Origin of the sequence: uncultured Muriicola sp. (assembly GCF_947258935.1) — a bacterium.
In the GTDB taxonomy this organism is placed as follows: domain Bacteria; phylum Bacteroidota; class Bacteroidia; order Flavobacteriales; family Flavobacteriaceae; genus Muriicola.
In genome coordinates this window covers 1-6,937 of the sequence record NZ_CAMYKH010000096.1, presented here as the reverse complement: position 1 = coordinate 6,937, position 6,937 = coordinate 1, and the positions used below count along the sequence as shown (strand labels likewise).

Below are 6,937 nucleotides of genomic sequence, written 5' to 3'. Positions count from 1 at the left end.
CAATTCCCACTACAAGCAAGGTCAGTATTGGGAGTAGTATGATAAATGGCTCTGAGGAAGGAACAAAAGGCTCTTCAAAGACAAAACGGGCCAATAAGAAGCTACCGATCAGAGACAATAAAATACCCGTTAAACTTCCTAAGACCCCTAAAAAAGCATATTCATATAAGGAGATTTTCAGCAATTGTACATTTTGGGCACCTAGGGTCCTCAATAAAACACTTTCTTTTATCCGCTGATACTTGCTCGTCCGTACCGCACCTATCAAAACTATGATCCCCGTAAGGATACTTAACAACGCCATAAAATTGATCACCAAACTTATCTTCTCCAGGATTCCTTCTAAGAGATCAAGAATTTGACGAAGGTCGATGATGGATATATTTGGAAAATTAGACACCAACTGTCTTTGTAGTTGTGCAGATACTTCATTGCTCGGAGTACGAGTGGTTAACACATGAAATTTTGGAGCATCTTCTAGAATACCGGTTGGGAATAGAACGGAGAAATTTAATTGTACTCTTCCCCAATCCACTTCACGAATACTCCCAATTTCCGTTTCTATCAATACTCCCTGTACATTAAAAGTTACCCTGTCTCCTACTCCAACTTTGGCGTCAAAGGCGAAATTTTCTGCTACGGAAATAGGAACAACTTTTGATTTATCAGCCTTTGGCACCCAGCTACCCTCTTTAATGCTTTCTGAAGCTATAAGTGAGTCGCGATAGGTGACCCTAAACTCATGGTTCAGCACCCAACGGCCAATATTAGAGATAGTGTCATTTCTGATGTCATTTACAGACCTCCCATTTATTTCCTGCACCCGCATAGTTATTATGGGAATATTATCCAGTACAGGAATACTGTTTGGCAGAATAGTATTTTTTACATCGTTCACCTGCCCGGTCTGCACATCTAAAAGAATGATATTGGGGCTGTTATCGTTATCCCCAAGGGCCACTTTACTAAGTAATATATCCTTTGAAAAGTAAAGTGTGCTAATTAGAAAGGCCCCAACGCCTATTGATAATACCAAGGTAGCTGTCTGATTTTGAGGCCTGAAGAGATTCAATAAACTTTGTCTGGAACAAAAGCCCCAGTTCTTTGGAAAATAGCGTTTTACAGCCCACATTAGTAGCTTGGCCACTCCATAAAGAAGTGAAAAGGTTACAATTAACCCAAGTATAAAAGAAAGTGCATATCGCCAGTTATCCAGAATACGTTGTGCAAAAACAAACAAGAAGAGAAATATGATCCCGAGAATAACTATTCGGGCCTTGCCTGTTTTAGGATCGCTTTCTTCTTGTACTCTTAAAACGGATAAAGGAGAAACATACCATGTTTTAAGCAGAGGCAACAATGCAAATGCAACAGACATCAAGACACCCAGAGATAGTCCCAATAATACAGCGGGATACGAAATTGTGACCATAACATCTACCGGAAGATATTCTTTAAGCAAATAAGGAGCTGCCAATTGCAACGCTATCCCCAGTATGGTTCCAATAAGACCACCTAAACCACCTAATCCTGCGATCTGAATTAAAAATATCTTAAAGGTCTGACTTCGGGAGGCGCCCATGCATTTAAGAACGGCAATAGATCTTAGCTTTCCTCTTATGTAGACATGAACTGCACTGGCAATACCTATACAACCAAGTAATAAAGCAATAAAAGCGACAATATTCAAGAATTTGCCGAAGTTGTTGTACCGGCGACCCAAACGCCTGCTTTCATCCAAATGTGTATCCAGATCGGCCCCTTCTGCGTCCAGTCTGGGGTCTACTGCCTCATATAAGACCTCCAGATCTTGTTCCTTTTTGGCTACAAAATAGAATTTGTATTCAACCCTGCTTCCCTTCTGAAGCAATCCTGTGGCCTCTAATTGATTGTATGGAATATAAACGGCCGGTGCAACACTGCTGGTTAATGCAGATCTCCCGGGAACAGATGTTAATGACCCTTCTATGGGCAGCATAATGGTCCCAACCTTAATGCTATCGCCAGGTTTAAGGTTGTATTGCAACATAACCGTAGCGTCAACAAGGGCGGCATTATTCTTTTGATAATTTCTTGAAGCGATTGATGGAATAGTCTCAAATTCGCCGTAAAATGGAAAGTCTCCGTCCACACCAAGGACTTGAACTAGTTTAGAAGCATCCTTTTGAGGAAAAGCAACCATAGAAGCAAAGTTAATCTCCTTGCTGTTGGCACCCCCTAAAGAATCCATGATATCTGTAACAATTGTATTGGGTGGCTTGCTGCTATCAATGATATAATCTGCGCCCATAAGCGCTTTAGATTGGTAGGCAATACTGTCAGTAAGGTTATTTCCAAAAGACTGGATAGCCACTACCGCCGTAATACCGATGATAATGGATGACATAAACAAGAATAATTTCCCCACATTTGAGCGAAGATCTCTCCATGCCATTTTAAATAACCATACCAGTCCGGCCTTCTGAATGGAGCTGTCTGCAGTAATCACTAAGCGGTAGTCTTTTGATCCGTACTTATCTTACCTCCTTTGAGGCGTAAGATCCTTTGAGTTTTTCTGGCCAATTCCATATCGTGAGTAATAATGACAAGGGTAGTACCGGCTTCTTTGTTCAGATCGAAAAGTAATTGGATGATCTTTTGTCCTGTAGCTTCATCTAGTTCACCAGTTGGTTCGTCAGCAAAAAGAATAGATGGGGTATTGGAAAATGCCCTTGCCAAAGCTACCCGTTGTTGTTCCCCACCCGATAGTTGAGATGGATAGTGATGCATGCGATCGGCCAGGCCAACCTTCTCTAAAAGAATTTCTGCTTTTGCAGCGGCATTTTTGGCTCCTTGGAGTTCCAGGGGTACTGCAACATTCTCTAATGCGGTAAGGGTAGATAATAATTGAAAATCCTGAAATATAAATCCAACTTTTCTATTTCTGAGCAAGGCTCGTTCATCTTCATTTAAGGTGCTTATCTCTACTCCACAGAGTTCAATGTTCCCTGAATCTGGTCTGTCTAGTCCCGCAGATAATCCCAATAAGGTAGTTTTACCACTTCCCGAAGGCCCAACAATAGCGAAGGTTTCTCCTTCATCTATCGAAAATGAGATATCGTCCAAAACTGTAAGGGAACCGGATCCGCTCGAATATGATTTTTTGAGATTGCTAACGTTTAATATCTTTGCCATTCTCCCCTGGGTTTAGTAGCTTTTTGGTACAAGGGCGGAAATTATAAAAATGATTTTGAATTTAATCCCCTATTCCATGAGAACCGTGTTAAAGTTTTGTTATCTGTTTAGCTTCATAGTATTCTTTTCGTGTGGGGATTCAACCACCAAAAAAGAATTGAACGCAGATACAGATAAAAGCCTATCCACTGAGGCTAATACAATTGAAACGAGTGATATAAAGACCATTCTTTTCTTTGGAAATAGTTTAACCGCAGGAATGGGACTGGAACCTGAGCAAGCATTTCCGGGGATTATTCAGGATAAAATAGATTCTCTAGCCTTGCAATACAGGGTGATCAATGCGGGTCTCAGCGGAGAAACCACGGCAAGCGGGGAAAATAGGATCGATTGGTTAATGAATCAACAGGTAGATATCTTTGTCTTAGAATTGGGAGCCAATGATGGTCTTCGTGGAATTCCGCTTTCTGAAACAAGGGAAAATCTACAGGCCATTATAGACGCCGTAAAAGAAAAAAATCCAAATATAAAGATCATTTTGGCCGGGATGCAGATCCCTCCCAATATGGGTCAGGATTACACCAGTGAATTTAGGCAGATCTTTCCAACTCTTGCGGAGGAAAATAAGGCACTTTTGATCCCTTTTTTACTCGAAAATGTAGCTGGTATACCAGAACTCAATCAGGCGGATGGGATACATCCTACGGAAGAGGGTCAGCGTATTGTGGCAGATAATGTCTGGACCATACTTAGACCTATTCTTTAAAATAAATTAATTGCAACTTACTTGTTAATAAGTATTTACATTTAATTATTTAAAGTGTTAATTTACTATTTTGTGCGCCCTTTTCGCACTATCTCATTATTGAATTGCTTGTCATCAACCAAAACTTTATAGAAGTCATCGATGAAATTTCGTGCAATTTCGAATTCCTTTTCATTATCAAACTGAGGTTTTAAGCCATCGATCACTTCAAAGACGCGATCTTTATTATCTAAATAGTGTTTTCTCACAGCTTGGAATACAGCTTCGTCTCTTTCAAAACCTCTGTACAATCTGTCCGTAACACTTTCTATATCCAATACTTCACCCTGCACTTGTGAAACCACTGCATAACTGGCATCTACCAATCCTGACATATCAAAGTCAAATGGCAGCGGAACCGTTCTATAGTCTGCGGTAAAAAGTAATTTCTGATTATGCTGGTAGGCGGTAGAATAGTCAGTATTGCCGATCATATATTGAAAAAAATCGTTTTGGGTAGCGCTTACATCATCTTGTTCCAGGGGATGTACCGTACGTTTCATTTTCTTGCAATTCTCACGCTTGGCTACCTTATCTATGTCTTCTATCAGGAACCCTTTAATATTGTGCACTTTATTCTTCTTTCCTCTAAACTCTATATACTCAATATCTGCCATTCTGGTTTTATAATGATATGGCGAGATCACTTCATAGATCTTGTAGGCCATGTATTCTTTGACAACATTATCCTGGGTGCTGCTAGATTGCACGCAAGGCATTACCAATTTTAATTCTTTATTCCCTTTAAAGATGGTTTCCTTGGCTACCGCCTTCTTGATCTTGACCTTAAGTGGTGGAAAATAACAATGAGCTCTTCTGTAATTACCACGGGCGCGGATCTTAACATCAAGAGAATCCCATTGTTCACCATTCTTATAGATTAATTTTGATAAAAGATAGGTGCTATCGTTTGTTTCCTTTTTCATCTCTTTGTTAGAGAAGCTGAGTTTTATAGGCAAAATAGCCTGTTCTTGAAACAAAACGGTTGTTTCTCCCATTTCTTTGGGAGCTTCTACTTCTTGCGCAATAAGCACCCCAGCGGTTGCAAAGAACAAGAAAAGGAATCTGAGTAATGTTTGGTTTTTCACGAGTTTGTAGTTAGCTTTAGCAAGATAAATTACTAAATTTCTGATTATTAAACTATACCTATCCATAATAAATGTAAGGACCCTGTTAGCACTACTTATCGCCGTGCTCACAATTTTCTTTAGTTTTCTGTTCGATATTCAATTCCATGTGGACCTTACGTTGTTGAGTATTGCTATTGTTTTTCCATTGGTATTTACTATCCGCGGGTCTTTCCGAAGAAGAGAAAAGGCTTTAGAGCATTTAAGTCAATTCAGAAGTGCACTGAAAACAATGTACTATTTCGTGAATGCTTCCAATAATTTAGCGGAAGAGAAAAAAAAGGAAATTTCCGATATTCTCCTTGAGATCAGTGATTCCTCTATGGATCATTTAAAGAATAATATGGAGTCTACTGAGGCATTAGATCCGGTCATCAGCAAAGTACAAGCCTTTGTTACAGCCAATGGAGATGTGATGTCCGGACGTTTAAAAGATCGCATCTTCAGGTTTATGAACGACCTTCATGAGTCCTTAGAGAATTTACATGCGATAAATATCCACCGTACTCCTATAAGCTTAAAGGCCTACTGCCTGCTATTTATTTACATTTTTCCTCTGATATATGCGCCTACCATCATCCATGATATGGGAGCAAATAATCCTATTTACGTGACCTATTTTGTGGTTATACTTACAGAATTCATACTTATTTCTTTGTATAATATTCAGGATCAACTAGAATATCCTTTTGACGATTACGGCCTAGATGACATCAAACTAGATAGCTTTAAAATGGACCGTTAGTCAACTTTTACCTGAAGTACACCATCAACAAATCCCTTTATCCAATCTTTTATGTGCCTGAGGTCCATATAAATAATCGGTTCGTTCATCGATGATTGTGTCTTACATCGAAAGAATTGTTCCGTTTAAAGTATAGAATTTACATTTCAACGAGAAATTGCTTTCTTGCAGGCTAAGCCAAATCTTATGAATAAAAGAACTACTTCTACCTATTTGGTATATGCCTTTTTTACTTTCTGCTTCATTTGGGCCTTCTACGTCCTTTTTGCTCGCTTATAGTAAAAGAAAAAACCCGAATACATCGGGTTTTTTAATCAAATCGAATAAAAACAACGGCAAATTTAATTAGCCGAAATACTCTTTACAAGTTCATACAGAATGGAATATTCAAAACCATTCGGAAGTATCACATCCATTTTAGTTTTAGCCATTATATCTGCCCATGCTTGGTCTGTTTCGCCAGAGTTTTGGTATCTCATATAATTTAAAGCATCTGCCATAGTGCTAAAACCATCCCAGGTCAATACCGAAAATCTCGCTTGATTTCCCTTGGGACTAACTGTAGACATCATTCCCCATGATTTCATTTTGTTATCAGGGCTTGCAATATTCTTCTCATGCATGGGTTTCCACAAAGATTTATTCTCTTCAATAAATCCACTTAAGTTTGTTGGTTTAGCGTAATTCACCACGGCATACTTGTAGTCTCCTCCGGCTGAATCTTCCAACTGCATCCAGTAATCAAATGCGGTGGGTGCGAAGGATTGTGTCGCAACCATTTCTGGTGCTACCCCCATCTTTTTCATGTTTTCTTCAGACCAAATGGCTCCCTGATCCACTTTGTCAAAGCTTTCGAAATTGTTCACAAAAACATAATTAGGAGCCCCCTCTACTGGCATGCCTACCTTGCGCCATAATGACCACCCTGTCATCTGCCCCTTGTCAATGGCAGCTTGGGCAACTTTGGCCCAGTACATGGTTTCTTTTTCAACAAATTCTCCTTGTCTATCATCAGGCACTACCCTGTACTGCAGATAGGCTACCTGAGCCATGGTGCTGGCATATACTGTTAGACATACGATTAAT

At 39.6% G+C, this 6,937-nt stretch carries 6 protein-coding genes; 2 read left to right on the top strand and 4 right to left on the bottom strand.

Annotation, left to right across the window (positions count from 1 at the left end):
* The coding region (locus Q0X72_RS12635) for an FtsX-like permease family protein (protein ID WP_297766055.1) at positions 1-2,488 on the bottom strand (2,488 nt) is incomplete at its 3' end.
* Positions 2,488-3,174, bottom strand: coding sequence for an ABC transporter ATP-binding protein (locus Q0X72_RS12630; protein ID WP_297766052.1), 687 nt, complete (start codon positions 3,172-3,174; stop codon positions 2,488-2,490). The genes Q0X72_RS12635 and Q0X72_RS12630, both read right to left, overlap by 1 nt.
* 76 nt (positions 3,175-3,250) lie before the next feature.
* Between Q0X72_RS12630 and Q0X72_RS12625 the strand changes: the two genes are divergently transcribed.
* Positions 3,251-3,940: an arylesterase gene (locus tag Q0X72_RS12625; protein WP_297766049.1), complete on the top strand. Its 690-nt coding sequence runs from the start codon at positions 3,251-3,253 to the stop codon at positions 3,938-3,940.
* 65 nt (positions 3,941-4,005) lie between these two features.
* Here the strand turns inward: Q0X72_RS12625 and Q0X72_RS12620 are convergent, their stop codons facing one another.
* Positions 4,006-5,067, bottom strand: a complete 1,062-nt coding sequence (locus Q0X72_RS12620) for a hypothetical protein (RefSeq protein ID WP_297766046.1) — start codon at positions 5,065-5,067, stop codon at positions 4,006-4,008.
* Between the two features lie 103 nt (positions 5,068-5,170).
* Here Q0X72_RS12620 and Q0X72_RS12615 point away from each other — a divergent pair, with 103 nt between their 5' ends.
* A complete protein-coding gene (locus Q0X72_RS12615) occupies positions 5,171-5,851 on the top strand; it encodes a hypothetical protein (protein ID WP_297766045.1) in 681 nt (226 codons plus the stop codon).
* Between the two features lie 341 nt (positions 5,852-6,192).
* Here the strand turns inward: Q0X72_RS12615 and Q0X72_RS12610 are convergent.
* Positions 6,193-6,937 (bottom strand): hypothetical protein (locus Q0X72_RS12610; RefSeq protein ID WP_297766043.1); only part of this gene is annotated, 745 nt, incomplete at its 5' end.

Coding starts and splice junctions, on each gene's coding strand:
- Q0X72_RS12625 (WP_297766049.1), top strand. CDS start 3,251: ATGAGAACCGTGTTAAAGTTTTGTTATCTGTTTAGCTTCATAGTATTC.
- Q0X72_RS12630 (WP_297766052.1), bottom strand. CDS start 3,174: ATGGCAAAGATATTAAACGTTAGCAATCTCAAAAAATCATATTCGAGC.